The 25,888-nt window shown below is 73.1% G+C and carries 21 protein-coding genes and 2 tRNA genes; 5 read left to right on the top strand and 18 right to left on the bottom strand.

Annotation, left to right across the window (positions count from 1 at the left end; translation table 11 throughout):
- Positions 1–57: 57 nt before the first annotated feature.
- On the bottom strand, positions 58–1,512 hold the full coding sequence (gene glmU / locus ACFVU7_RS04505) for a bifunctional UDP-N-acetylglucosamine diphosphorylase/glucosamine-1-phosphate N-acetyltransferase GlmU (RefSeq protein ID WP_388044274.1): 1,455 nt from the start codon (positions 1,510–1,512) through the stop codon (positions 58–60).
- Between the two features lie 143 nt (positions 1,513–1,655).
- Positions 1,656–1,726 (bottom strand) — tRNA-Gln (locus ACFVU7_RS04500).
- A gap of 248 nt (positions 1,727–1,974) precedes the next feature.
- Here ACFVU7_RS04500 and ACFVU7_RS04495 point away from each other — a divergent pair.
- Both ACFVU7_RS04495 and ACFVU7_RS04490 read left to right on the top strand, forming a co-directional pair.
- Entirely contained in the window at positions 1,975–3,054 is a 1,080-nt protein-coding gene (locus ACFVU7_RS04495) for an acyl-CoA desaturase (protein WP_388044273.1), read from the top strand.
- A 212-nt stretch (positions 3,055–3,266) separates the two neighbouring features.
- Complete coding sequence (locus tag ACFVU7_RS04490) at positions 3,267–3,869, top strand: TetR/AcrR family transcriptional regulator (protein ID WP_063780418.1); 603 nt, start codon at positions 3,267–3,269, stop codon at positions 3,867–3,869.
- A gap of 74 nt (positions 3,870–3,943) precedes the next feature.
- On the opposite strand, the gene ACFVU7_RS04485 is transcribed toward ACFVU7_RS04490, so the two are convergent.
- Positions 3,944–4,744, bottom strand: coding sequence for a methyltransferase domain-containing protein (locus ACFVU7_RS04485; RefSeq protein ID WP_388044272.1), 801 nt, complete (start codon positions 4,742–4,744; stop codon positions 3,944–3,946).
- A 111-nt stretch (positions 4,745–4,855) separates the two neighbouring features.
- On the opposite strand from ACFVU7_RS04485, the gene ACFVU7_RS04480 reads away from it, so the two are divergent.
- Positions 4,856–5,353 (top strand): MarR family winged helix-turn-helix transcriptional regulator, encoded by a 498-nt coding sequence (locus tag ACFVU7_RS04480; RefSeq protein ID WP_049660288.1) that lies wholly within the window; start codon positions 4,856–4,858, stop codon positions 5,351–5,353.
- A 24-nt stretch (positions 5,354–5,377) separates the two neighbouring features.
- On the opposite strand, the gene ACFVU7_RS04475 is transcribed toward ACFVU7_RS04480, so the two are convergent.
- The 5 genes from ACFVU7_RS04475 to ACFVU7_RS04455 form a co-directional block, all read right to left on the bottom strand.
- Positions 5,378–6,379, bottom strand: coding sequence for a response regulator transcription factor (locus ACFVU7_RS04475; RefSeq protein WP_074001286.1), 1,002 nt, complete (start codon positions 6,377–6,379; stop codon positions 5,378–5,380).
- Positions 6,380–6,648: 269 nt separating this feature from the next.
- Positions 6,649–7,611 carry a UDP-glucose 4-epimerase GalE gene (galE, locus tag ACFVU7_RS04470; protein WP_388044271.1) on the bottom strand — a complete coding sequence of 321 codons (963 nt, stop codon included), beginning with the start codon at positions 7,609–7,611 and terminating at the stop codon, positions 6,649–6,651.
- Between the two features lie 141 nt (positions 7,612–7,752).
- Positions 7,753–8,421, bottom strand: a complete 669-nt coding sequence (locus ACFVU7_RS04465; RefSeq protein WP_049653699.1) for a response regulator transcription factor — start codon at positions 8,419–8,421, stop codon at positions 7,753–7,755.
- A gap of 169 nt (positions 8,422–8,590) precedes the next feature.
- Positions 8,591–8,666: transfer RNA gene (locus tag ACFVU7_RS04460), tRNA-Thr, on the bottom strand.
- A 143-nt stretch (positions 8,667–8,809) separates the two neighbouring features.
- Positions 8,810–9,316 (bottom strand): winged helix-turn-helix transcriptional regulator, encoded by a 507-nt coding sequence (locus tag ACFVU7_RS04455; protein WP_388044270.1) that lies wholly within the window; start codon positions 9,314–9,316, stop codon positions 8,810–8,812.
- Between the two features lie 177 nt (positions 9,317–9,493).
- Between ACFVU7_RS04455 and ACFVU7_RS04450 the strand changes: the two genes are divergently transcribed.
- Positions 9,494–10,090, top strand: a complete 597-nt coding sequence (locus ACFVU7_RS04450; protein WP_049653702.1) for a flavodoxin family protein — start codon at positions 9,494–9,496, stop codon at positions 10,088–10,090.
- A gap of 12 nt (positions 10,091–10,102) precedes the next feature.
- On the opposite strand, the gene ACFVU7_RS04445 is transcribed toward ACFVU7_RS04450, so the two are convergent.
- From ACFVU7_RS04445 to ACFVU7_RS04425, 5 genes are all read right to left on the bottom strand, one after another.
- Positions 10,103–11,521 (bottom strand): MFS transporter, encoded by a 1,419-nt coding sequence (locus ACFVU7_RS04445; RefSeq protein ID WP_388044269.1) that lies wholly within the window; start codon positions 11,519–11,521, stop codon positions 10,103–10,105.
- A 171-nt stretch (positions 11,522–11,692) separates the two neighbouring features.
- Positions 11,693–13,033: a type VII secretion-associated serine protease mycosin gene (gene mycP, locus ACFVU7_RS04440; protein ID WP_388044268.1), complete on the bottom strand. Its 1,341-nt coding sequence runs from the start codon at positions 13,031–13,033 to the stop codon at positions 11,693–11,695.
- 24 nt (positions 13,034–13,057) lie between these two features.
- Positions 13,058–14,299 carry a S8 family serine peptidase gene (locus tag ACFVU7_RS04435; RefSeq protein ID WP_388044267.1) on the bottom strand — a complete coding sequence of 414 codons (1,242 nt, stop codon included), beginning with the start codon at positions 14,297–14,299 and terminating at the stop codon, positions 13,058–13,060.
- Positions 14,300–14,551: 252 nt separating this feature from the next.
- Positions 14,552–16,207: a WXG100 family type VII secretion target gene (locus tag ACFVU7_RS04430; RefSeq protein WP_388044266.1), complete on the bottom strand. Its 1,656-nt coding sequence runs from the start codon at positions 16,205–16,207 to the stop codon at positions 14,552–14,554.
- A gap of 43 nt (positions 16,208–16,250) precedes the next feature.
- Positions 16,251–16,766 (bottom strand): hypothetical protein, encoded by a 516-nt coding sequence (locus ACFVU7_RS04425; protein ID WP_375876022.1) that lies wholly within the window; start codon positions 16,764–16,766, stop codon positions 16,251–16,253.
- Between the two features lie 542 nt (positions 16,767–17,308).
- Here ACFVU7_RS04425 and ACFVU7_RS04420 point away from each other — a divergent pair.
- Complete coding sequence (locus tag ACFVU7_RS04420; RefSeq protein WP_388044264.1) at positions 17,309–19,336, top strand: FUSC family protein; 2,028 nt, start codon at positions 17,309–17,311, stop codon at positions 19,334–19,336.
- A 1-nt stretch (position 19,337) separates the two neighbouring features.
- Here ACFVU7_RS04420 and ACFVU7_RS04415 read toward each other — a convergent pair whose 3' ends face one another.
- The 5 genes from ACFVU7_RS04415 to metG all read right to left on the bottom strand — a co-directional run bounded on the left by ACFVU7_RS04415 (position 19,338) and on the right by metG (position 25,867).
- Entirely contained in the window at positions 19,338–21,176 is a 1,839-nt protein-coding gene (locus ACFVU7_RS04415; RefSeq protein WP_117489280.1) for an ABC-F family ATP-binding cassette domain-containing protein, read from the bottom strand.
- A gap of 120 nt (positions 21,177–21,296) precedes the next feature.
- A complete protein-coding gene (locus ACFVU7_RS04410) occupies positions 21,297–22,214 on the bottom strand; it encodes a 4-(cytidine 5'-diphospho)-2-C-methyl-D-erythritol kinase (protein WP_388044261.1) in 918 nt (305 codons plus the stop codon).
- The gene (rsmA, locus tag ACFVU7_RS04405; RefSeq protein WP_388044258.1) at positions 22,211–23,275 is read right to left on the bottom strand and encodes a 16S rRNA (adenine(1518)-N(6)/adenine(1519)-N(6))-dimethyltransferase RsmA; all 1,065 of its coding nucleotides are present in this window, start codon (positions 23,273–23,275) and stop codon (positions 22,211–22,213) included. Before rsmA ends, ACFVU7_RS04410 begins: the two co-directional genes overlap by 4 nt.
- Positions 23,276–23,364: 89 nt before the next feature.
- The gene (locus tag ACFVU7_RS04400; protein WP_388044255.1) at positions 23,365–24,243 is read right to left on the bottom strand and encodes a TatD family hydrolase; all 879 of its coding nucleotides are present in this window, start codon (positions 24,241–24,243) and stop codon (positions 23,365–23,367) included.
- 1 nt (position 24,244) lies between these two features.
- Entirely contained in the window at positions 24,245–25,867 is a 1,623-nt protein-coding gene (metG, locus tag ACFVU7_RS04395) for a methionine--tRNA ligase (RefSeq protein ID WP_375876017.1), read from the bottom strand.
- Positions 25,868–25,888 lie beyond the last annotated feature (21 nt).

Raw genomic sequence — 25,888 nt, 5'->3', positions numbered from 1 at the left:
CGCGCCCGCGCAGAAACCGTCCGCCTCGGGACCGTCCCCCGGCCCCGGCCCGCCCGCTCAGGCCTGCTCGGCCCCGTCCGCCGCCGCCTTCGCGGCCTGCGCGGACACCGTCCCGGGGCGCTTGCGCTCGACCCAGCCCTCGATGTTGCGCTGCGTGGCCCGGTTCACACCGAGCGCCCCGGCCGGGACGTCGTTGGTGATCACCGAGCCGGCGCCGGTGTAGGCGCCGTCACCGACGGTGACCGGGGCGATGAACATGTTGTCCGAGCCGGTACGGCAGTGCGCGCCGATGACCGTGCGGTGCTTGTTCACGCCGTCGTAGTTCACGGTGACGGAGGCCGCGCCGATGTTGGTGCCCTCGCCGATCGTGGCGTCGCCGATGTAGGACAGGTGCGGCACCTTGGCGCCCTCGCCCAGCTCGGAGTTCTTCACCTCGACGTAGGTGCCGACCTTCGCCTTGCGGCCCAGCCGGGCGCCCGGCCGCAGGTAGGCGTACGGGCCGGCGGTGGCCAGCTCGCCGATCTCGGCGCGGTCGGCCGTGGTGTTGCTCGCCCGGGCGCCGGCGCCGACCAGGGTGTCCTTGAGGGTCGAGTTCGGGCCGACCTCGCAGCCCTCGCCCAGGTGCGTGGCGCCCTGGAGCTGGGTGTTCGGCAGCACCACGGCGTCCGGCTCGTACGTGACCTGCACGTCGAACCAGGTGGTCGCCGGGTCCACCACGGTGACGCCCTCGCGCATCGCCCGCTCCAGCAGGCGGTCGTTCAGCAGCCGGCGGGCCTGCGCCAGCTGGACCCGGTCGTTGATGCCCAGGATGTCCCGGTGGTCGTCGGCCACCACGGCACCGACCCGGTGGCCCGCCGTGCGCAGGATCTCCAGGGTGTCGGTCAGGTACTCCTCGCCCTGCGAGTTGTCCGTGGTGAGCTCGCCCAGCGCCGCGGTGAGCAGCTTGGCGTCGAAGGCGAAGACGCCGGAGTTGATCTCGGTGATCGCGCGCTGGGTGGCGCTGGCGTCGCGCTCCTCGACGATCGCGGCGACGGTGCCGTCCTCGTCCCGCAGGATGCGGCCGTAGCCGAAGGGCTCCGGGACGACGGCGGTCAGCACGGTGACGCCGTTCTGCTGGGCGGTGTGCGCGTCGGCCAGCCGGCGCAGGGTCTCCCCGGTCAGCAGCGGCGAGTCGCCGGCGGTGACGATCACGGTGCCGTCCAGCACGGCGCCGTCGGCGGCCAGCGACTCCAGCGCGGTGCGCACCGCGTGCCCGGTGCCGTTCTGCTCCGCCTGCACCGCGGTGCGGGTGGCCGGGTAGTGCTCCGTCAGGTGCGCCACGACCAGCTCGCGCTGGTGGCCGACCACGACGACCAGCTGGCCGGGCGTCAGTTCCCGGGCCGCCGAGACCGCGTGACCCACCAACGAGCGGCCGCACACCTCGTGCAGCACCTTGGGCAGCTTGTTCGACTTCATCCGGGTCCCGCCACCGGCGGCGAGCACGACAACGGCGGCAAGCGAATTGGCACCCATGCGGGGAGGCTCCTCGGTAGGTTCACAGAGAGGGCAGAGCAGGCCCGGCCCGGACCCAGGCCGGTCGCCATTCGCACAGTCCGCCGAGCAGCACCGACAATACCGGCGCTACGGATAACGCCCGAACCCGAGGCGTGCAGAGGCTCCGCCGCTAGGATTCGAACCCAGACAAAGGCCTCCAAAGGGCCCTGTGCTGCCATTACACCACGGCGGACAGTCGTGTCAGACCCTACCCGAGAGGGCCCTGCCGTGGGTATCGACTTGACCGATCCACGGCCCGGATTCCAGCCCCGGCGGCCGAACCCGCCGGCCCCCCGGTTCATCCATCCAGTCGGGTGAATTCACTCAAGCGCCGCGCGGCGGTGTGTTCCCCTGGACACGGAGCGCAACCTACGATGCCGTAGGTTACGCCAACGTAGCTCCGCTTCGCTCCCGTTCCGGGACGCCGCACAAGGGACGCCCATGACCATCCAGGCAGGCGAGGCGCGCGCGGGGAACGCCGCGTCCCGCACTCCGTCTCCCGACCCCGAACCCGCCGAACCCACCGACACCGCCGCACCCGTGGAGACCGACGACGCCGTGGAGACCGCCGACCAGACCGCCGGGACCGGCGACTCCGACACCGCCGCCACCCGGCTGTCCGCCACCCGCGGCGGCGAGAAGCAGGGCCCGGCCGAGCGGATCGCGCTCTCCCTGTTCATCCTCGTGCCGTTCGCCGCCCTGGTCGCCGCCGTCCCGGTGGCCTGGGGCCGGGGGCTGGGCTGGACGGACCTCGCGATCACCGTCGGCATGTACTACCTCACCTGCCACGGCATCACCATCGGCTACCACCGCTACTTCACCCACGGCGCCTTCAAGGCCGGCCGCCCGATGCGCCTGGCGCTGGCGATCGCCGGGAGCCTCGCCGTCGAGGGCCCGCTGGTGCGCTGGGTGGCCGACCACCGCAAGCACCACCGGTTCAGCGACAAGGACGGCGACCCGCACTCGCCGTGGCGCTACGGGGAGAGCGTCCCGGCGCTGATGAAGGGCCTCTGGTGGGCCCACATGGGCTGGATGTTCGACGAGGAGCAGACCCCGCAGCTCACGTACGCCCCGGACCTGGTGCGCGACCCGGCCCTGCGGCGGATCTCCCGGCTGTTCTGGCTCTGGACCACCATCTCGCTGCTGCTGCCCGCGCTGATCGGCGGCCTGGTGAGCCTGTCCTGGGAGGGCGCGCTGTCCGCCTTCTTCTGGGGTTCGCTGGTCCGGGTGGCGCTGCTGCACCACGTCACCTGGTCGATCAACTCGATCTGCCACGCCGTCGGCCGGCGCCCCTTCCGCTCCCGGGACCGCTCCGGCAACGTCTGGTGGCTGGCCGTGCTCTCCTGCGGGGAGTCCTGGCACAACCTGCACCACGCCGACCCGACCTCGGCCCGGCACGGGGTGCTCCGCGGGCAGATCGACTCCTCGGCCCGGCTGATCCGCTGGTTCGAGCTGGCCGGCTGGGTCCGGGACGTCCGCTGGCCGGACGCGCAGCGGATCGCCGCCCGCCGCGCCGCATGAGGCGGCGCTTCCAGCATGATGTAGGGGTGAACGGGAGCAGCGCAGACAGCAGGGGCGGTCACCACGGCACGCGGACGGACGCGGCGCCCGCCACGGCGCAGGCCCGTCCGCGGGCCGCCGCACCGGCGGCCGGCACCGACGACGGAGGTCCGGACCGGGGCGCCGGCGGCGGCCCGGCCCCGACGGCCCGCCGCCGGGGCGGCCGGGTCCGGATGACCGGCAAGCAGCGGCGCGAACAGCTGCTGGAGATCGGCCGGACGGTCTTCGCCGAGCGCGGCTACGACGGCACCTCGGTGGAGGAGATCGCCGAGCGCGCCGGGGTGTCGAAGCCCGTGGTGTACGAGCACTTCGGCGGCAAGGAGGGGCTGTACGCGGTGGTCGTCGACCGCGAGATGCAGCTGCTGCTGGACATGGTCACCGGGGCCCTGACCGGCGGGCACTCGCGCGAGCTGCTGGAGCAGGCCGCCTTCGCGCTGATGGACTACATCGACACCTCGACGGACGGCTTCCGGATCCTGGTCCGGGACTCCCCGGTGGCCCAGTCGACCGGCACCTTCGCCTCGCTGATCAGCGACATCGCCACGCAGGTCGAGGACATCCTCGGCCTGGAGTTCAAGTCCCGCGGCTTCGACGCCCGGCTGGCCCCGATGTACTCGCAGATGCTGGTCGGGATGGTCGCGCTGACCGGGCAGTGGTGGCTGGAGGTCCGCAAGCCGGACAAGGCGACGGTGGCGGCGCACCTGGTGAACCTCGCCTGGCACGGGCTGGAGGGCCTGGAGCGGCACCCGCGGCTGGTCGGCGAGCGCAAGGGCTGACCGGCCGGGCCGCCCGGGCCGACCCGGCCCCGCAGCCGCCTCACCCGTACGGCCGTCTCACCCCTGCGGCCGTCTCACCCCTGCGGCCGCCTGGTCCCCACGGCGAAGATCCGCCGGAACGGGAAGGCCGTCCCGTGCGGCCCGGCCGGGTAGGCCTCGCGCAGCAGCCGCCCGTACTCGGCCAGGAAGGCGGCCCGGTCGGCCGGGTCGGTGAGCCGGGTGAGGACCGGGCGCAGCGCGGTGCCCTTGACCCACTCCAGCACCGGGTCCGGCCCCGGCAGCAGGGTGCGGTAGGTGGTCTCCCAGACGTCCGGCAGGCAGTCGGCGGCGACCAGGGCGTCGAGGTAGCGCTCGGGCGGGTGGACGCCGGCCCGGACGGCCTCCTCGCCGAGCAGGCCCCGCCAGCGGGCGCTGCGGCGCAGGTCGGCGAGCAGGGTGTGGCTGGGGGCGTCGAAGTTGCCGGGCACCTGGAAGGCGAGCACCCCACCCGGTTCGAGGGCCGCCGCCCAGCGCGGCAGCAGCGCCAGGTGCCCGTCCACCCACTGGAGGGTGGCGTTGGAGACGATCAGGTCGGGCCCGGCCGGGGCCGGGTCGTACTCGCGGGCGTCGGCGAGCAGGTACTCGGCCGTGGGCTCGCCCGCGGTACGGGCGGTGGCCAGCATCGGAGCGGAGTTGTCGACGCCGGTGAGGCGGGCGGTCGGCCAGCGCTCGCGCAGCGCGGCGGTGGAGTTGCCGGGGCCGCAGCCGATGTCCAGGATCACCTCGGCACCGGGGTGCGGGAGGGCGGGGACGCGGGCGAGCAGTTCGCGCAGCGGACGGTTGCGTTCGTCGGCGAAGCGCAGGTACTGCTCCGGGTCCCAGACGGGGGTGGTCATGGTTCACCTCACAGGTATCTCGATATCAAGATATCCAGCGTTAGCCTTGCTGGCACATTTCTCGATGTCAAGAGACTTCACATCGACACATCCACCGATACACTGATCGTCATGGAGGACGAGGTCGACAGGCTGGTCGCAGCGTGGCGCCGGGAGCGCCCCGACCTCGACGTGGAGCCGCTGGAGGTGCTCAGCCGGGTCAGCCGGCTCGCCCGGCACCTGGACCGCGCCCGCCGCACCGCCTTCGCCGAGCACGGGCTGGAGCCCTGGGAGTTCGACGTCCTGACCGCCCTGCGGCGGGCCGGCTCCCCGTACCAGCTCTCCCCCGGCCAGCTGCTCACCCAGACCCTGGTCACCTCCGGCACCATGACCAACCGGATCGACCGCCTCACCGGCAAGGGCCTGGTCAAGCGCCTGCCCGACCCGGACGACCGTCGCGGCGTGCTGGTCAGGCTCACCGACGACGGCCGCGACCGCGCCGACCAGGCGCTCGCCGGACTGCTCGCGCACGAACGCGAACTGCTCGCCCAGCTCACCTCCGGCCAGCAGACCGAACTCGCCGCGCTGCTGCGCGTGCTGGTCGCCCCGTTCGACAACATCCCGGGCTGACGGCTCCGGGCCCGGGCTTGCGGGTCAGGGCCGTTCGACGGTGCCGACCACCGGGGACGGCGGCGGCGCGGCCGGCTCGGCCGGGCTGACCCCGGCCCGGCGGGCGACCGCGACGGCCGCCAGCGTGGAGTGCACCCCGAGCTTTCCCAGCACGTTCTGCATGTGCGTCCGGACGGTGTGCGGCGACAGGTAGAGCCGCTCCGCGACGGCCTGCCGGCCGAGGCCCGCGACCATGCAGCGCAGGATCTGCTTCTCCCGCGGCGTCAGGGTGTCCACCAGCCGCTCGCTCTCGGTGCGGTCCCGCCGGGCGGTGGTGAGCTCGCGGATCACCCCGGTGAGCAGCGCGGGCGGCAGGTGCGTCTCGTCCCGCAGCACGCCCCGGACCACCGCCAGCAGCCGGGCCAGTGAACTCTCCTTGGCCACCCAGCCGGTGGCGCCCGCGTGCAGGGCGCGGGCGGCGCGGTGCGGGTCGTCGGCGGTGGCCAGGACGACGGCGCGCAGCCCGGGGTGGGCGCGGCGGAGCCGGGCGAGCAGGGTGATGCCGTCCGGTGGCGGGGCGGCGGGTCTGAACTGATCGCCCCGCAGCGGGTCCACCGCGGCCCGCACCCCGGTCGGCAGCCCGCCCGACAGCGGAACCGGCACCCCCACCGGTACGGCCGGCCGGCGCGGCTGCGGCACGGGCGGGGCACCGCGGCCGCGCCGGGCCTCGTCGCCGTACTCCGCGCCGGGCCGACGGCGGGCCGGCACTCCGCCGCCCGCCTGCGCTCCCGGCACGCCCGCCTGGCCGCCAGTCCCGATCGTCCCGGCCGCACCGACCGTCCCGACCGGCTCGACGCCCAGGTCGGCGTCGATCAACGCCACGTCGTAGGACCGGCCCTCGCCGGCCGCCCGCTCCAAGGCCCGCTCGGCGGCGGCGGCACTGCCGGCCGCCCCCACCTCCACGTCCGGCTCGGCGGCCAGCGCCGCGGCCAGTGCCTCGGCGAAGATCCGGTGGTCGTCGACCACCAGGACGCGAATCCGCCCCATCGTCCCTCCCCCTGCTCGCACCGCCCGAGCCCGGGGGCGGGGACCGGCCCGGCATCCGCGTTCCGGACCCGCCGTTCCGCCCGCCCACCGGTGGCCGGTGAGGCCGAATGGGCGCCGGCCCCCACCGGTACCGCACTCAGCGTACGGGGCGGGAAACGCGCTCGTGGCGATTCGGTGAAGTTTCGTCAGAAGGTGCGTGAGTGGCCGGACTTGGACCGTCCGACCCCCACTCCACCACTGCTCACCGGCCGTTGCTCACCGGTCTTTTCTCACCGCTCGTTCTTCGCCAGGGTGAACGTCCAGGCGTCGGCGACGATCTCGTCCAGGTTCGGGCGGCGCGGGGTCCAGCCCAGCGTCTCGTGGGCGCGGGCGGCCGAGGCCACCAGCACCGCCGGGTCGCCGGCCCGGCGGCCCGCGACCTGCACCGGGATCTCCCGGCCGGTGACGCGCTTGACCGACTCGATCACCTCGCGCACCGAGAAGCCGCTGCCGTTGCCCAGGTTGCAGATCAGGTGCTCGCCCGGCTTCGCCGCGTCCAGCGCCAGCAGGTGCGCCTCGGCCAGGTCCGCGACGTGGATGTAGTCGCGGACGCAGGTGCCGTCCGGGGTCGGGTAGTCGTCGCCGTACACCGCGATGTGCGGACGCTGCCCCAGCGCGGCCTGGAAGACCAGCGGGATCAGGTGCGACTCGGGGTCGTGCCGCTCACCGTAGGACCCGTACGCACCGGCCACGTTGAAGTAGCGCAGCGAGACGGCGGCCAGGCCGTGCGCGACGGCCTCACTGGTGATCAGGTGGTCCACCGCGAGCTTGGTGGCGCCGTAGGTGTTGGTCGGCGCGGTGCGGGCGGTCTCGGCGATCGGCACGGCCTCCGGCTCGCCGTAGGTCGCGGCGGTGGAGGAGAACACCAGCTTGCGCACGCCCGCCGCGCGCATCGCGCTGATCAGCTCCAGCGAGCCGGCCACGTTGTTGCGCCAGTACTTCTCCGGGTCCGCGACCGACTCGCCGACCTGCGAGGAGGCGGCGAAGTGCAGCACGCCGTCGAAGGAGCCGTCCAGCACCTTGTCGGCCTCCTGGATCCGGCCCTCGACGAACTCGGCACCGGCCGGGACGCCCTCGCGGAAACCGGTGGAGAGGTCGTCCAGGACGGTCACCCGGTGCCCCGCCTCCAGCAGGTGGGCGGCGACCACACCGCCGACGTAGCCAGCGCCACCCGTGACCAGGTACTTACTCATGTTGCGACCTCCAGCGAACGACGGTCCGCCCGGTCGGGCGGAAGCCGTCGACGGAATCCGTACGACTGGGGTCATTCTCCCAATCCCACCGGGGTGCTCCGCGCCACCCGGACGACTGCTTCCAGCCTTCTCACCAACTCCTCAGCCGCCGGCCATCCGCTCCAGCAGACCGGTGCGCGCCGCCACCGCGGCCGCCTCCAGCCGGGTCCGCGCGCCGAGCTTCATCAGCACCCGCTGGACGTGCGTCCGGGCGGTGCTGGCGGCGATCCGCATCCCGGCGGCGATCGCCGCGGTGTCCTCGCCGTCCGCGATCCGGGCCAGCACCTGCACCTCACGGCGGGTCAGCAGCCGCAGCAGCCGGACGGCCTCGTCGTCCGGTTCGGCCGCCGGGCGCAGCAGTTGGTCGAAGGCGCCGCGCAGGATGTCCACCGCGACCGCGGCCTCGCCCGCGCGCGCCCGCCCGATGGCCCGCTCGACCACCTCGATCCGCTCGTCGCTGGGCACGTACCCGGCCGCGCCGGCCGCGAACGCCCCTGCCACTCCGCGCAGTTCGCCCACCGGACCGAGCACGATCACGGCCACCTCGGGGCGCTCCCGGCGGATCCGGCGCAGCCCGTCGAAGGCACCCGACTCCCCCGGCGCGGCCACCCCCAGCAGACACACCTCGGGCCGCCGCCCGACCACCAGATCGGCGGCGACACCGGCCGGGGAGCCGACCGCCAGCACCCGGTGGCCGCGCAGCTGAAGTGCGGTGGCCAGCGCTTCGGCCAGCAGCCGGTGGTCGTCCACCACGACGAGTCGAACACCCATGACACCCTCCCGGTCGGGGTTCGGCTCGCGCCCGCACCCCTCGGGCGGGCGGCCGATGACGCACCATCACAGCGCATTCCGTACCCGACCCGCTAGGCCGTGGCGTGTCGGGCCGCGGAACCGGTCGGGAAACGCGAAAGACCCCCGCCGTGAGGCGAGGGTCTTTCAGTGGAGCCCCCATGCGGAATCGAACCGCAGACCTTCTCCTTACCATGGAGACGCTCTACCGACTGAGCTATAGGGGCTTGCCGGGCTTTTCACCGGGCCGGTCGAACAAGGAAGACATTACACGGCTCCGGGCCCGGAAGGGAAATCGGCCTCCGGCCCCCGCCGCCGGCCGGCCCGGACCTCGCCGCACCGGCCCTCCCGGCCGTCGCCACGCGCCGACTCAGTCCTCGCCGTGCACCGCGTCGAACTCCTCGCGGGCCGCCACCATCCGCCTGGCGCGGTGCTCCGTCCACCGGCCGACCGGCGCGAGCAGCTCGGCCAGTTCGCGACCGAGCGGCAGCAGGTCGTAGACCACCCGCGGCGGCGTCTCCGGGAAGACCGTACGGAGCACCAGCCCGCTGCGCTCCAGGTTGCGCAGCGACTGGGTGAGCATCTTGCGGCTGACCCCGCCGACCCCGCGCTGGAGTTCGGAGAAGCGCTGCGGCCCGCAGCCGAGGAGGCTCATCAGGATCAGCATCGACCACTTGTCGGCCAGCTCGGCGAAGACCGCGCGGCTGGGACAGAGCTGGGCGAACACGTCGTACTCCGGCTCGTCCGACTCATCCGGCTCCCCCCGTGCGTCCCGCGCTTCCTTCGCGTCCCGTGCTTCCTGCGCGGTCCGCACTTCCTTCGCGTCCTGCTCCGCGGGTTGTCCGGTCCCGGCCCGGGCCGCTTGCTCCGTCGTCATGCGTCCAGGGTAGCCCTGCGGTCTCCAATCCACCCTTGGTAACCAATGGAGACCTGGTCTATATTGGAGACCAACGGAGCCGGGGCCCGCCGCCACCGCGGTGCGCCCGCCCCGTCCCGTCCCCACGCCTGCCCGCCGGCCACCGCGCCGGCCCGCACCCGTCCCCTGGAGCGCCGCATGACCGCCGTCCGTCCGACCGTCGCCCTCGCCTACCACTCCGGCTACGGCCACACCGCCGTGATCGCCGAGGCCGTCGCCCGTGGCGCCGCCGCCGCGGGTGCCGAGGTCGTCACGATCGCCGTCGACACCATCACCGAGGAGCAGTGGGCCCAGCTGGACGCCGCCGACGCGATCGTCTTCGGCTCCCCCACCTACATGGGCACCGCCTCCGGCGCCTTCCACGTCTTCGCCGAGGCCACCAGCAAGCGCTGGTTCTCCGACTCCTGGAAGGACAAGGTCGCGGCCGGCTTCACCAACTCCGCCTCCAAGAGCGGCGACAAGGCGGGCACCCTCTTCTTCTTCCAGACCCTCGCCGCCCAGCACGGCATGAGCTGGGTCAACCTCGGCCTCAAGCCCGGCTGGAACGCCACCACCGCCTCCGAGGACGACCTCAACCGGCTCGGCTTCTCCAACGGCGCCGCCGCGTCCTCCCCGGCCGACGCCGGCCCGGAGGCCGTCCACAAGTCCGACATCGCCACCGCCGAGCACCTCGGCGACCGCGTCGCCCGGCACACCGCCGTCGTGCTGGCCGGCCGCGCCGCCCTGGCCGGCTGAGCCCACCCCTCGTCAGGCCGCCGGATCCGTCCCCAACCGGGGCGCCCGGCGGCCTCCGCCGTCCACCGGGCCGTCCGCCGCACCGAGTTCGGCACCGTCCGCCGCACCGCCCGTCACCCCGCCCGTCACCCCGCCCGCCACACCGTCCAGCGAGCCGAGCTCCGCACCGGTGTTCTCCGGCAGCATCCGCAGGCACCCCAGGGCCAGCACACCCAGCACCGCCAGGTACCAGCCCACCGGCTGCGCCGTCCCGTACGCGCCGGTCAGCCGGGTGGCCACCAGCGGCGTCGTCGCACCGCCGACCACACCACCCAGGTTGTACGTCAGCGCCGCGCCCGTGTAGCGCACCCGGGTCGGGAACAGCTCCGGCAGGAACGCCGCCAACGGCCCGAACATGCAGCCCAGCACCACCATCGCCCCCGCCAGCCCGACGAACATCAGCGGCCGGCTCACCGTCTCCAACAGCGGGAACAGCACCGGCGACCAGACCGCGGCCAGAGCCGTCGCCCACCGCAAGGTCCGCCGCCGCCCCCAACGGTCACTGCGCGAGGCGCTCAACCACACCGTCGCGGCCATGCCCACCGCCCCGACCAGCAGCATCGACAGCACCACCGTGCTCGCCACCCCGAGCCCGGTCGTCGCGTACGCCAGCGCGTACGTCGTGGTCAGGTAGAACAACGCGTACCCCACGGTGATCGCCCCGCCGCCCGCCAGCACCGGACGCCAGTGCCCCCGCAGCACCTCCAGCACCGGCAGCCGCTCCCGCCGCCCCTCCGTCCGGAACAGCGGCGACTCCTCGACCCGCAGCCGCACGAACAGCCCCACCGCGACCAGGACGAACGAGGCCAGGAACGGCACCCGCCAACCCCACGCGCGGAACGCCCCCTCGTCCAGGCCGAGTTGCAGCGCCAGGAACACCCCGTTCGCCAGCACGAACCCGATCGTCGGCCCCAGTTGCAGGAACCCCCCGTACCGCCCCCGCCGCCCGGCCGGCGCGTTCTCCGCGATCAGCAGCGCCGCCCCGCCCCACTCCCCGCCCAACCCGACGCCCTGGCACACCCGCAGCACCACCAGCACCGCCGGCGCCCACCACCCCCACGCCCCGAACCCCGGCAACAGCCCCACCGCCGCCGTCGCCAACCCCATCAGCAGCAGCGACACCACCAGCGTCGCCTTCCGCCCCACCCGGTCCCCGAAGTGCCCGAACACCACCGCCCCCACCGGCCGGGCCAGGAACGCCACCGCGTACACCGAGAACGCCGCCAACAGCGCCCCCACCGTGCCCAACCCGGGAAAGAACACCGGCCCGAACACCAACGCGGCCGCCGTCCCGTAAATGAAGAAGTCGTAGAACTCGATCGCCGTCCCGATCAGCGCCGCAGCCGCCGCCCGCCGCACCTGCCCGACCCGCCAAGCACCCTCCGCATCCATACCACCACCCTCGCCACCCCCACCCCGCCCCCACCAGCCTCCACCCGAGTGACCCCGGCGCACACCCGCCGCCCCACGCCCCCGACGTGCGCGAGGGCGCCAGGATGCACCTGACGCCCTCACACCTCTGCCGACCCGCCTGCGCGGCTGCCCGGCAACGCGGCAACCCGGCTACCTCGCGTACGGGTTGTCCTCCGGCGGCACCTGCGGCCGGTACGCCGGCAGGTCCGGCGGCGGCACCAGCGACACCTGAGCCACCCGAGGCCGCACAGCCGACTTCCGCCGCCACACCACCGCGAACACCACCCCCGCCACCAACACCAACCCGGCCACCACCCCCGCGACGACCGGCACCGCACCACTGCCCGAACCCGACGCCACCTCAGCCTTCGGCCGCGCCGACGGCACACCAACGGCCGCCTCGGCCGGACTCGGCAGCACTGGCGCAGGAGCGGGCGCACTCGCCGAAGGCGACGGAGCCACCGACGGCACAACCGCGTCAGCCGGAAGCGGCGACACGTCAGCGGGGCCGGGATCCCCCGGATCCGTCAACGCGATACGCGGCCGCACCGCACCGAAACCGATGAGGTCATTGCGACCGGACCCGTCATTCGCCTTCCCCGCGGTATTGATGAGAACCCGCAGGACCTGATTCGCCGTCCAGTCCGGATGCACCGACCACACCAAGGCCGCCGAGGCCGACACCATCGCGGTCGCATCCGACGTACCGTGACCCTTGCAGTACCCCGTGCCGCCCGCACAGGCCCCGATCATGTCCATACCGGGAGCGACGAAGACAACCTGCGGACCGCGCTCGGACTCGGCGGTGACCGTGCCGTTCCGGTCCGAAGCCCCTACCCCGACCACGTTGGGCAGGGCGCCCGGGTATTCGACGATGTTCCCCTTGTCACCCGAGTTTCCAACGCTCGCGACCACCAGCGATCCCTTGGCCCGAGCCCACGCCAGGATCTTGTTCAACTTCTCCAGATCAGCCGAAGAAGTCGTAACGGCGGCCGTTCCCTGCGAAATGTTGACGACCTTGGCGCCCTGCTCGACCGCGTACGTCACCGCCTGCCCGATCTGATCCAGGAAATCGGCCGAAACCACTGCCCGCTCGGATCCATTGGCGATCTTCACCGGAAGAATCTTGGCGCCAGGAGCGAGTCCATAGGCCCCCTTGCCGCCGTCCGACTTCCCGGTCCCCGCGATGAGACCGGCCATCATCGTGCCATGGTTGTCCGCAAAGGATCCGACCCCACCCGGGCTTCCACTGAGGTCCTTGCCCGGCAAGAACTGCCCTGCCAGGTCCGGATGATCAAGCTTGAAGCCGTCGTCGATCACCGCGACAGTGACGTTCGCCCCTTTGGAGACCTTCCACATCTCCGGAGCGTGCATCGCGTCCAAGTGCCACTGATCAGCACGAATCGAGCCATCCGCGACAGCCGACGGCACCGCGGTCCCCACCAGGCACAGGCTCACAGCCCCCAGGGCCACAAGCCGACGAACCCACATCCTGCGTTCCCCCAACAACGTGAACTACCTCGCGTACGGGTTGTCCTCCGGCGGAACCGGCGGCTGGTACGACGACGGCGCCGGCGGCACCGCCCCCATCGGCTGCTGCGACGGCACCGGCGGCACCTGGGCCGCCTCGGGCTGCGCGGCCGACTTCCGACGCCGCACCACCGCGATCACCACACCGGCCACCAGCACCAACCCGGCCACCACACCCGCCACGATCGGCAACGCGCCGCCCGAGCCCGACGACGTCTCAGCCTTCGGCTGCACCGACGGCGCACCGGCGGCCACGTCGGTCGGAGTCTCAACCGGGACCGGCACCGCCGAGGCAGCAGCAGACCCGCTAGCCGACGGCAGCGGAGCCGCCGACGGCGTAGCCGCGTCAGCCGGAAGCGGCGACACGTTCGCCGGGCCCGGATCACCCGGATCCGTCAGAGCAATACGCGGCCGCACCGCACCCCAGCCGGCATCGTCCGTGCGAACCGCTCCCCCGTTCGGCCTGCTCGCCGTATTGATGAGGACCCGCAGGACCTGATTCGCGGTCCAGTCCTTGTGGACCGACCAGACCAATGCCGCCGAGGCGGACACCAGAGCAGTTGCGTCGGACGTTCCGTGACTCTTGCAGTACCCGGTTTCAGAGGTACAGGCCTCTACCATGTCCTCCCCCGGCCCCACGAGTGCGACCTGCGGCCCCGTCTGGGACTCCGCCGTCACGGTGCCGCTTCGGTTGATGGCTCCGACGCCGACAACATTCGGCAAGGCACCTGGATACTCCGCAAGATTTCCGTCCTGCGCAGAATTTCCCACACTGGAGACCACCAGCGCCCCCTTAGCCCTCGCATTCGCAAGGATCCGGTTCAGCTTGGCGACGTCCGTTGAGGAAGTCTGCACTGCGGCCATACCCTGGGAAATATTGATGACCTTGGCGCCTTGGCTCACCGCGTAGTCAACCGCCTGGCCGATCTGGCCGAGGAAATCCGACGAGATCGACGACCCCTCGGAGCCGTTGGCGATCTTCAGCGGCAGGACCTTAACCCCAGGCGCCAGCCCGTAAGCCCCGCCCCCCCCTTGGCCTTTTCCAGTCCCCGCAATGAGACTGGCCATCTGAGTCCCATGACCTCCAACGTCGAGCCCGACGCCGCCGGGGCTGCCGCTGAAATCCTTACCCGGCAAAAACTGTCCTGCCAGGTCTGGATGGTCAAGCTTGAAGCCTCCGTCGATCACCGCAACAGTGATCCCGTCGCCCTTGGTGGTCTTCCACATGTCCGGGGCATGCATGGCATCTAGATGCCATTGGTTGGCACGGATCGAACCGTCAGCAAGTGCTGGCGCTGCGGCCGATCCGGCCAGGGCCCCCGCAACCAGGACCGCAGTGGCAAGCACTCGCCAACGCGCCCGCGCGTTCGTCCGCCCCATCACAACTCCTCGTCAATCTCTCCGTCGACCGGGAAGCGTGCCCCGAACAAGACTGCCCGGCCACTGGGGGTGCCCAGTGGCCGGGCAGTCGTTGCCGTCCTACTCAATCACGTCCGGATTGCTGTGCGGCGTACCGCTGGTCCAGGTCTCCTCGTCCTCGTGCAGGTAGTCGGCCCGCTGGCGGCGGTCGCGCTCCTTCCGGCCGCCGTGGCCCGCCGCTCCGGGGGCCATCATGCCGTTCTGCCTGGCCTGGGGGCCGCCCTCGCCGGCACCCGCCGCGCGGTTGCGCAGACCGGTACCGCCCGGCGTGAACTCCCCACCGGCCGTCGGGCCCTTGCGGCCACCGACTGTGCCACCCGTGGTCGAGGACAGGCCCCGGCCGCGCGAGCCTCCGCCGGCGCCGACCGCACCGCCGTGGGCACCGCCCATGCCGGGGTGCATGCCGCCGCCCATGCCACCGGGCCCACCGACCCGGCCGCCGCCTCCCGGCCCCGCCTCACGGGCGCCGAAGACCGTCCCGCTGGGCAGGCCAGGGGTGCCGCTCCTCCCCTGCCCGGGGCCGCCACCGAACGGGGTCGTGCGCACCGGGATCTGGCCGCCGCCCTTGCCCGGGACGTACCCGCTGCCACCGCCCTTGGTCGGGACGGTGCCGCCGCCCGGTCCACCCGGGAAGCCCGTGACCGGGCCGCCACCGGGAACGCCGGGCCCGCCTCCCGGGCCACTCGGCCCGTTCGGGTAGCCGGGAAGGGTGGTCGGTCCGTCCGTCGGCAGCTGGCCGCCGCCGGGGCCGTACGGACCGGTCTGCGTGGGCAGGGTCGGCAGGGTCGGCAGGCTGTTGAGGTCGGTGCCCGGACGGTTGACCGGGTCCGACGGGTACGACGGCGAGACCGAGGTCCCCGGGTCCTGCGGCGCGGGCGGCAGCTGGCCGCCGCCACCGTGCGGCGGGGGCGGGGTGTTGCCCGGGTTGGACGGGCCGGGGCCGCCCGGGCCCGGGTCACGGGGCAGGACCTTTCCTCCGCCGTAGCCGCCACCGGACGGGTCGGAGCCACCGCCGACGCTTCCGCCACCCGAACGCGGATTGCGGACAGAACCCCCTTGGCCACCACCGCTTCCGCCGCCAACCGGATAGGTCGTCTTGCTGTCGCGGTCACCGCCGGTGCCAGGCGTCCCCGGCAACGAGACGTTGTCGTCGATCCCGTTCAGCGTCGTCGTCGCAGCGCTGTACGCCTGGGCCAGCTTCTCCATCTGGAGAATGGCTTCCTGGTGCTCCTTCTCGACCTTCGCCTTGGCCTGGTTGAACTCCGCCGCCGTCACCCACTTGGGGTTGACCGTCTTCATGTAGTCGTCGACGGTCTGGCCGACGGCAAGCTGGGGGACGTTGAGCAGAGTCGACTGGCTGTTGTGCCTGTTCATCGTCTGGATCTCGGTCTCCGGCGGCTTGGGCACCGCGGACCGGGCGGTGCTGAGCGCCTCGCCGGCCTGGGTCATCGCGCCGCCGGCGGTCGTGGCGTGCTGCGAAATGATCGCCGCGGACTTGTACAGGTTCCCGACCCAGGTCTTGAAGTTCTCGGCCGCCGGGCCTTCCCATGTGACCTTGCCCAGGTGTGCCTGAAGAGCAGTGCTGAGCTCCGACAGGACGCGGCCGGCGTCCTGGAGCTGGCCCGCTCGTTTCAGTACCTCTGTCGGCTTCGCGCCGTCGACCATCCCCTTGAGTACAGGGTGGTCGATACCGCCGAAGTCTGTTGTTCCTGCCATGATGTGCTCCCCGTCTCCCCGTAGGTCTCTCCCCGCACCGCTGTCAGAAGTTCATGTCCTTGGACTTCGGTGCAGTCCCGTTCGACCCCGCCGACGGCGAGGTGACGCCCGCGTCCTTCGCCACCGCGTTCTGAGCCGCTGTCGTCTGCTCCTCGTTGCTCGCGTACGAGCTGGCCGTCTTCGCGACCGCCGTCGTCATCGCCTCGATCTGAGCCACGAAGTCCTTGTGGAGCTTGACGAGCTGCTCGTGCACCTTGCCGTAGGCGGTGTTCAGAGCCACCGCTTCCGGGAACCTCCCGGCGTCCGCCCCGTTGACGAAGCTGCCCTGGGTGACCTTCTGTTCCTGGAGCTTGTACGGCGCGGCCGCCGAGCCCTCCATCGCGGCGAGCAGGGCCTCGACCTTCCCGGCGAACGTCTTGAGCGTGTCGAGCTCGATCTGGACGTCCTGCTTGCCGAAGGCCGCCACCAGGTCACCGGCGCTGACGTTCGTCTGCACGGTGCTGACGATGGGGGCGATGTTGATCGCGCCGAAAGGCCATGGGAACTGCTGGTCCAGCATGAACGGCGCCGAGCCGCCGGACGCCCCCTGGCTGCCCGGGTCGGCCCCCGACGCGCTGGGTGCCGGGTTGGCCGAAGGGCTGGGCGCGGCAGTCGTCGTAGGGCTCGGGGCCGGGCTCGGCGACGGGCTGGGCGTAGGACTCGCCGAGGGTGTCGGCGTAGGACTGGGCGACGGACTCGCTGACGGAGTCGGCGTCCCCGAACTAGTTGCACCATTGCCTGCCACGGCAGTTCACCTCTCCCCCGTACGGCCCGCCGCGCCCGGGGCGTCCCGGGCGGCCGCGTTCCGCAACACACCGTCAACTTCTGGGTCGTACCGTCCTGGTCGGTACACCGTCCGCCCTGTGGACGGTTTCCGCCTCCGTCATCGTAGCCATCGCCTCTGTCGGACCGGCAGGGACCTTGGCCCGCCCGTACGCGATCGGTACGAACTTGACATGTGGGAGCCGCCGCGGACGGCCTGGGTAGACTGACCCGGTACGCCCCATCTGCCGCGCAATGTCGCACAGCAGCGACCCCAGGCCGCAGAACGGACGTGACCGCGTGAGCTCTCCCGACGTCTCCCCTTCCCCCTGGTGGGCCCGTGCCGCGCGGCCCGCGCGGCCGCCGGTGCCGGTGGCGCTGATGGTGCGGGCGGCGGTGGGCATGGCGGTGCCGTTGGCGGTGGGGCTGCTGGTGCACCGGCTGGATCTGGGGGTGTTCGCGGGGCTCGGGGCGATGCACGCGACGATGAACGACCGGGCCGAGCCGGGCAGGTTGCGGGCCGCCCGGATCGGGACGGCGGTCCTCGCCTCGGCGCTCGGCATGCTGATCGGCACCGCGCTCCAGCACGCGGACGCGGACGGCCTCGTCCTGGGTGTCGCGCTGACGCTGACCGCTTTCGCCTCGGGTGCGCTGAGTGCGACCGGTCCGCGCGGTTCGGCGGCGGGGATGCTGCTGCTGGTGTCGGCGGCGCTGGGCAGTGGGATGCCGTTGCCGCAGCCGTGGTGGGCGGCGGCGCCGATGCTGCCGGTCGGGGCCGCGTTCGTGGTGCTGCTCGGGCTGCCGGCGGGTGCGCCGAACCGGCCTGCCGCGGATCCGCGCAACCGGGCGCTGGCCGCCGCGTACGACGCGCTCGGCCGTACGCTCGCCGACCTGGGCGGCCCGCGGGCGGGGGCCTCGCGCCAGGTGTTGACGGCCCGCCTGAACCAGCTCCAGGACCTCCTCGGCACGCATCGGAGGGACCGCCGGGAACGGCAGGACCACCGAAGCAGGCAGAACCGCCGGGCCCGGATGTACGAGGCCGCCCTCGCCGCCACCGAGGCGGCGACCGGCCTGCTGTGGGCGCGCCGCCCGGTCCCGCCCGAGGTGGCCGAGGTGCCGAACCGGCTGGCGGCCGCCGTGCGGCGGGGCGGCGGCGAGGTCGCCGTCCCCGACTGGCGGCCCGACACCCCCTCGCGGCAGGCCCTGGACGTGGCCCTGCGCGCCGCCGCCGACACCGTGGCCGGCCGCGACACCCGGCTCGGCACCGCCCCCGCGCCGCCGCCGGACCCCTGGCGGCTGCGGGTGCGGCTGCTGTCCCGGGGGTCGGTCCGGTACGGGCTGCGGGTCGCGCTGTGCATCGCGGTCGGTTCGGCGGTCACCGCCAACTACCCGCTCAGCAAGAGCTACTGGGTGCCGATGACGATCGCCTTCGTGCTGAAGCCGGACCTCGGCTCGGTGTTCCTGCGCGCGGTGAGCCGCTCGGTCGGCACGGTGCTCGGGGTGGCGGTGACCGCGGCGCTGCTCATGGCCACCACCGACGAGTGGGCGCTGACCGCGATGGCCGCCGGCTGCGTGGCCCTGCTCCCGTACGCCACGGCGGCGCACTACGGGCTGAACACCGTGGTGATGACGCCGATGGCGCTGGTCCTGCTCCAGCTCGGCGGGCAGAGCAGCGCCGCCGAGTTCTGGCCCCGGGTCCTGGACACCGTGCTGGCCAGCGCGATCGTGCTGCTCTTCGGCTACCTGCTGTGGCCGGAGCGCCCGCGCCACCGGATCGAGCCCAGGCTGGTCGACGCGACGACGGCGCTGCGGGCCTACCTGGACGCCGTCGTCCGCGGCGCCGGCCAGGACGACGGCCCGGGCAGCGGCCCGAACAGCGGCCAGGACAGCGGCCGGACCGGAACCGCCCAGGTGTGGCTGCGCCGTACGGCCTACCGGGCCCTGGCGGACGCCCGCCGGGAGGTGCAGCAGGGACTGGCCGAGCCGCCGCCCACCGGCCGGCTGGCCGAGCGGTGGCTGCCGGCGACGGCGGCGCTGGAGCGGCTGGGCGGCGCGGTGGCGGCCTTCGCGGCGCAGATCCGGTACGGCGGCCGGGTGCCGGACCCGGCCGAGGTCGACCGGGTACGGCGCGCGTTGGACGAACTGACCGCCAGCGCCCGCGCGCACCGCCCGCCGACGGCCCCAAGCGCGCCGACACCCCCGACGTCCCCGGCAGCCACGGCGACCCCGACAGTCGCAGCACCCGCCCCGCACGACCCGACGCGCAGCGCACTGGGCCGTGCGGCGGAGGAGCTCGAAGCGCTCCTCCGTACCCGACCGGACGACTAGCTCAGACCTGCTCGGCCAGCTCCAGCCAGCCCATCTCCAGCTCCTCCTTCTCGTCCCGGACCGCGCGCAGCTGCGCGTCCAGCTCCGCGACCTTGGAGAAGTCGGCGGCGTGCTCGGCGAGTTGGGCGTGCAGCTTGGACTCCTTCTCGTCCAGCTTGGCGATCTGCCGCTCCAGCTTCTGCATCTCCTTCTTCGCCGCCCGCAGGTCCCCGCCGGACAGCGCGGGGGCCGCGCCCCCGTCCTCCGCGACGGCCGTGGCGGTCGGGGCGGCGGCGCCGGCCTGAGCGGCGGCGGTGGCCGCGGCGGCCATCCTGGCCCGGCGCTCCAGGTACTCGTCGACGCCGTTCGGCAGCATCCGCATCTTCTTGTCGCCGAGCAGCGCGTGGACGGTGTCCGTGGTGCGCTCGATGAAGAAGCGGTCGTGGCTGATGACGACCATCGAGCCGGGCCAGCCGTCGAGCAGGTCCTCCAGCTGGTTGAGCGTCTCGATGTCCAGGTCGTTGGTGGGCTCGTCCAGGAACAGCACGTTGGGCTCGTCCATCAGCAGACGCAGCAGCTGGAGGCGGCGGCGCTCGCCGCCGGACAGGTCGCCGACCGGCGTCCACTGCTTGTCCTTGCCGAAGCCGAACTGCTCGCACAGCTGGCCGGCGCTCATCTCCCGGCCCTTGCCGAGGTCGACCCGCGAGCGGACCTGCTCGACGGCCTGGAGCACCCGGGTCGCCGGGTCCAGTTCGGCGACCTCCTGCGACAGGTAGGCCAGCCGCACGGTCTTGCCGACCTTGATGACGCCCGACGCCGGCTGGACGTCGCCCTCGGAGGCGTACGCGTCGCGCATCGCGCGCAGCAGCGAGGTCTTGCCGGCGCCGTTGACGCCGAGCAGGCCGATCCGGTCGCCGGGGCCGAGCTGCCAGGTGAGGTTCTCCAGCAGCAGCTTCGGGCCGGCCGTGACGGTCACGCCCTCCAGCTCGAAGACCGTCTTCCCGAGCCGCGCGTTGGCGAACTTCATCAGCTCGGACGTGTCGCGCGGGTCCGGCACGTCCGCGATCAGGGCGTTGGCGGCCTCGATCCGGTAGCGCGGCTTGGAGGTGCGGGCGGGGGCGCCGCGGCGCAGCCAGGCCAGCTCCTTGCGGGCCATGTTCTGGCGCTTCTGCTCCTCGACGGCCTCGATCCGGGAGCGCTCGGCGCGGGCGAAGACGTAGTCGGAGTAGCCGCCCTCGTACTCGTGCACCTCGCCGTTCTGGACGTCCCACATCCGGGTGCAGACCTGGTCGAGGAACCAGCGGTCGTGGGTGACGCAGACGAGCGCGGAGCGGCGCTTCTGCAGGTGCTGGGCGAGCCAGTTGATGCCCTCGACGTCGAGGTGGTTGGTGGGCTCGTCCAGGATGATCAGTTCGGGCGAGCCGAGCAGCAGCTTGGCGAGGGCGATCCGGCGGCGCTCGCCGCCGGAGAGCGGGCCGATGACGGTGTCCAGGCCGTCGGCGAAGCCGGGCAGGTCGAGGCCGCCGAAGAGGCCTTCGATGATGTCGCGGATGCGGGCGTCGCCGAGCCACTCGTGGTCGGCCCGGCCCGCGATCACCTCGTGCCGGATGGTGGCCTTCGGGTCGAGCGAGTCGTGCTGGGTGAGGACGGCCGGTTCGAGGCCGCCGTTCCAGGTGATCCGGCCGCCGTCGGGCTCCTCCAGCTTGGCGAGCATCCGGATCAGGGTGGTCTTGCCGTCGCCGTTGCGGCCGACGACGCCGATCCGGTCGCCCTCGCTGACGCCCAGGCTGACCGCGTCCAGCAGGGCGCGGGTGCCGTAGACCTTCGTGACGGACTCGATGGTGGCGAGGTTGACGGCCACGTGTGCTGCGCTCCAGGGTTCGGCGGTCGCGGGGCGGCCCGCCGCTCGACGGCCGGATGCCCCTCTCGGGACACCCCGATCTCCCCAGCCTAATGGGCCCGCCGCAGCGGCCTCACCGCGTCAGCCCGCGACGGACGCCCCCGGCACCGGCCCGTGGGTGGCGTGCGCGGTCCGGCAGGTGCCGGAGGCCCGCAGCGCCCCGGCGACCGCGGCGGCGGCCTCGGCGTCCTTGACCAGGAAGGCGCAGGTCGGCCCGGAGCCGGAGACCAGTGCCCCGAGCGCGCCCGCCTCGGTGCCGGCCCGCAGGGTGGCGGCGAGTGCGGGGCGCAGCGAGAGCGCGGCGGGCTGGAGGTCGTTGGCGAGGGCTGCGGCCAGGGCGACGGGGTCGCCCTCGGCGAGGGCGGCGAGCAGCGCCGGGTCGGCGTCCGGGGTGGGGACGTCGGTGTCGCTGGAGCCGGTGCCGGCCTCCTCGCGCAGCCGGTCGCACTCGCGGAACACGGCGGGGGTGGACAGGCCGCCCTCGGCGACCGCGAAGACCCAGTGGAAGCTGCCCTCGACGGCCAGCGGCTCCAGGATCTCGCCGCGGCCGCGGCCGAGGGCGACGCCGCCGACCAGGGCGAACGGCACGTCGGAGCCGAGTTCGGCGGCCAGCTCCAGCAGCACGGGGAGCGGGGTGTCCAGCTGCCAGAGCGCGTCGCAGGCGACCAGCGCGGCCGCGCCGTCGGCGCTGCCCCCGGCCATGCCGCCGGCCACCGGGATGGCCTTGGCGATGTGCAGGTGCACGCCCGGGTCGGCGATGCCGTGGTGGGCGGCGAGCAGCCGGGCGGCGCGGGCGGCGAGGTTGCTGTCGTCCAGCGGGACGACGGCGGCGTCCGGCCCGGAGCAGCTCAGCGTCACGCCCTCGGCCGCGGTGGCGGTGACCTCGTCCCCGAGGGCGACGGCGAAGAAGACGTTGGCCAGGTCGTGGAAGCCGTCGGCGCGCAGCCCGCCGACCCCCAGCTGGACGTTGACCTTGGCCGGTACCCGTACGGTGATCACTCGCTGTCCTCGGTCGTCTGCTCGGCGGACGCGGGCGCCGGCTCAGCGGGCTCGGCGGCCCCGGGCTCGGCGGCCCCGGGCTCGGCAGCCGCGGACCGGACCGGCTTGCGCTCGGCGGCCCCGGCCCGGCCGGTCCGCTGACCGGCCTCCGCGGCCCCCTCGGCCTGGGCGGGCTTGTGCTCGGCGATCGCGGCGAACTGCTCCACCGTCAGCATCTCGCCGCGCAGCCTGTGGTCGATGCCGGCCGCCGCGAGCGCCTGCTCGGCCCCGGCGGCGGAGCCCGCCCAGCCGGCCAGCGCGGCGCGCAGGGTCTTGCGCCGCTGGGCGAACGCGGCGTCGACCACCGCGAACACCTCCTCGCGGCTGGCGCTGGTCTTCGGCGGCTCGCGGCGGATCAGCGAGACCAGCCCGGAGTCGACGTTGGGGGCGGGCCAGAACACGTTCCGCCCGATGGCGCCGGCCCGCTTCACCTCGGCGTACCAGTTGGCCTTGACCGACGGGACGCCGTACACCTTGTTGCCCGGCTTGGCGGCGAGCCGGTCGGCGACCTCGCTCTGCACCATCACCAGGGTCCGCTCGATGCTGGGGAAGGTCGCCAGCATGTGCAGCAGGACGGGCACCGCGACGTTGTACGGGAGGTTGGCGACCAGCGCGGTGGGCGCCGGGCCGGGCAGCTCGGTGACCTCCATGGCGTCGCTGAACACCAGGTCGAAGGCGTCCGCCTTGCCGGGCATCCGGGCGGCGACGGTGTCCGGCAGGTGCCGCGCCAGCACCGGGTCGATCTCGACCGCGGTCACGTGCCGCGCGACCTCCAGCAGCGCCAGCGTGAGCGAGCCGAGCCCGGGCCCGACCTCCACCACCGCGTCCTGCTCCGTCACCTCGGCGGCCCGGACGATCCGCCGCACGGTGTTGCCGTCGATGACGAAGTTCTGCCCGCGCTGCTTGGTCGGCTTCACGCCGAACGCGGCCGCCAGCTCCCGGATGTCGGCACTGCCCAGCAAGGGGGTCCCCCCGGCCGGAGGCTGGGGGCGGCTGTCAGAGGTGGGGTCGGTGGTGCTCACGCGCCAAGGATACGGGCGCCGGGGCCGCCGTCCGGACGCGCCGATCCGGACGGGGCCCCGACCGCACGCTCGGGCCCCGGGCCCCGGCGTCAGTACCCGAAGGCCCGGGCGGTGTTCGCCGCGATGGCCGTGGACAGCTCGTCCTCGGCCAGGCCCAGGGTGGCGGCCATCGAGCGCACCGTGACCGGGATCAGGTACGGGGCGTTCGGGCGGCCGCGGTACGGGTGCGGGGTGAGGAAGGGGGCGTCGGTCTCGACCAGGATCCGGTCCAGCGGGGTGGCGAGCAGGGCGTCGCGCAGCGGCTGGTTGGCCTTGAAGGTGACCGGGCCGGCGAAGGAGAGGTACCAGCCGTGCTCGGCGCAGGTCTTCGCCATCTGCGCGTCGCCGGAGTAGCAGTGGAAGACCGTCCGCTCCGGGGCGCCCTCCGCCAGCAGGACGGCGATGACGTCCTCGTGGGCGTCCCGGTCGTGGATGACCAGGGCCTTGCCGTGCCGCTTGGCCATCTCGATGTGGCGGCGGAACGACTCCTTCTGGATGTCCACGCCCTCGGGCCCGGTGCGGAAGTAGTCCAGGCCGGTCTCGCCGACTGCCACCACCTGCGGCAGTGCGGCGAGCCGGTCGATCTCGGCGAGCGCCTCGTCGAGCGCGGCGGTGCCGCCGGCCTTCCGCTGCTGGCCGGACCAGCCGTCCGCGTCGCCGAGGAAGATCCGCGGCGCCTCGTTCGGGTGCAGGGCGACGGCCGCGTGCACCTGCTCGTACTGCGCCGCCAGTTCGGCGGCCCAGCGCGAGCCGGGCACGTCGCAGCCCACCTGGACCACCGTGGTGACCCCGACCGAGGCGGCCTTCGCCAGGCCCTCGGCGGGGGTGCCGGACTGCATGTCGAGGTGGGTGTGCGAGTCGGCCACCGCCACTGCCAGGGGTTCCGGCAGCGGCGGCGGGGTCGACCGGGCGTCGTCCTTGGCGGCCATGTCAGGCGGTCGGCTTCTCTTCGAGGCGCGGGAAGAGGATCTCGCCCTTGGTGACGGTGGCACCGGCGGGCAGCCGGCCCCAGTCGGCGACGGTGGCGACGGTCTGCGCGGAGAGCGCGCCCAGCCCGGCGGCCTCGGCGCCCAGCGAGACCCACAGCTTCTCGGCGGTGGTCGGCATCACCGGGTTGAGCAGCACGGCGGTGGCGCGCAGCGCCTCGGCGGCGGTGTAGAGGATGGTGGCCAGGCGGGCCCGGCCCTCGGCCGAGTCGTCCTTGGCGACCTTCCAGGGCTCCTGCTCGGTGAGGTAGCCGTTGACCTGCTTGACGAACTCGAAGATCGCCGCGAGGCCGCCGGCGAAGTCCAGCTCCTCGCCGATCTTCCGGTCGGCCGTCTCGACGGCCCTGGTCAGCCCGTCGGCGACGGCCTGCTCGGCGTCGCCCGCGGCGGTGGCGGCGGGCAGCACCCCGTCGAAGTACTTGCCGACCATCGCGGCGACCCGGGAGGCCAGGTTGCCGAAGTCGTTGGCCAGCTCGGAGGTGTACCGGGCGGTGAAGTCCTCCCAGGAGAACGAGCCGTCGGTGCCGAACGGGATCGCCCGCAGGAAGTAGTAGCGGTACGCGTCCACGCCGAAGTGCGAGGTGAGGTCGGTGGGCGCGATGCCGGTCAGGTTGGACTTGGACATCTTCTCGCCGCCGACCATCAGCCAGCCGTTGGCGACGACCCGCTTGGGCAGCGGCAGCCCGGCGGCCATCAGCATGGCGGGCCAGATGACGGCGTGGAACCGCAGGATGTCCTTGCCGACGAGGTGGACCGAGGCGGGCCACAGCTCGGCGAAGCGCTCCGGGTCGCTGCCGTAGCCGGCCGCGGTGATGTAGTTCTGCAGCGCGTCGACCCACACGTAGAGGACGTGCTTCTCGTCCCAGGGCAGCGGCACGCCCCAGTCGAAGGTGGAGCGGGAGATCGAGAGGTCCTTGAGGTCCTGCTCGACGAAGCGCAGCACCTCGTTGCGGGCCGAGGCGGGCTGGATGAAGTCCGGGTTCGCCGCGTAGAACTCCAGCAGCTGCGGGCCGTAGGCGGAGAGGCGGAAGAAGTAGTTCTCCTCCTCCAGCCACTCGACGGGCCGCTTGTGCACGGAGCAGAGCTTCTCGTCCTCGGTGGCGCCGTCGAGCAGCTCGGAGGGGAGCTTGAACTCCTCGCAGCCGACGCAGTACGGGCCGGAGTAGCCGCCCTTGTAGATCTCGCCCTTGTCGTACAGGTCCTGGACGAACTCCTGCACCCGGGCGGTGTGCCGCTCCTCGGTGGTGCGGATGAAGTCGTCGTTGGCGATCTCCAGGTGCTGCCAGAGCGGCTTCCAGGCCTCCTCGACCAGCTTGTCGCACCACTCCTGCGGGCTGACGCCGTTCGCCTCGGCGGTCCGCATGATCTTCTGACCGTGCTCGTCGGTGCCGGTCAGGTACCACACCTTCTCGCCGCGCTGGCGGTGCCAGCGGGTGAGGACGTCGCCCGCCACGGTGGTGTACGCGTGGCCGAGGTGCGGGCGATCGTTGACGTAGTAGATCGGGGTGGAAACGTAGTACGCCGGGGTGCTCGCCCCGGTGGTGCTGTGGTCTGCAGTGGCCGCCATGGTCGGAAAGCTTAGTCGGGC

The sequence above is a fragment of the Kitasatospora sp. NPDC058046 genome, from assembly GCF_042885595.1.
GTDB lineage: Bacteria > Actinomycetota > Actinomycetes > Streptomycetales > Streptomycetaceae > Kitasatospora.
The sequence above is the reverse complement of the archived record's forward strand: the minus strand, read 5'-3'. Positions and strand labels throughout refer to the sequence as shown.